This window comes from Asaia sp. SF2.1, from assembly GCF_000505765.1.
Lineage (GTDB): Bacteria > Pseudomonadota > Alphaproteobacteria > Acetobacterales > Acetobacteraceae > Asaia > Asaia bogorensis.
The window spans coordinates 153,511-153,825 of sequence record NZ_AYXS01000049.1 but is presented as its reverse complement, the minus strand read 5'-3'; the positions used below and the strand labels follow the sequence as shown (position 1 = coordinate 153,825).

Sequence of the window (315 nt, the reverse complement as noted above, 5' to 3'; positions counted from 1 at the left end):
GCGGTCAGGCCGGAAGCCGTATCGAAGGTGATGGTGATGTCAGGACCGCGATTGGCGATGCTACGCCACGCAAGCCACCCCGCGATGACGATAGCAATAATCGGAATCAGCCAGACAATAGAAAAACGTGTCTTCCTGATTCCTGCCTTTTTCGGGCCGGGGGTCTGCTGCCGGGTTTGATCGTTATTGTCGCTCACGCGCGCTCAGGCTCCATATCGTGAGGAGGAAATGAAGAACCGGCCTCGGAGATCCCTCCTTGACCGGAATTTTGTCTCGCCTCGTCCGGGGCAGGCACAGGGCCGTTCTCCCCTGCGG

General features: G+C 59.0%; 1 pseudogene. It reads right to left on the bottom strand.

The features are described 5' to 3' along the window. A pseudogene (locus tag P792_RS39390) lies at positions 1 to 197 on the bottom strand (paraquat-inducible protein B); the annotation flags it as partial. Positions 198 to 315: the final 118 nt, after the last annotated feature.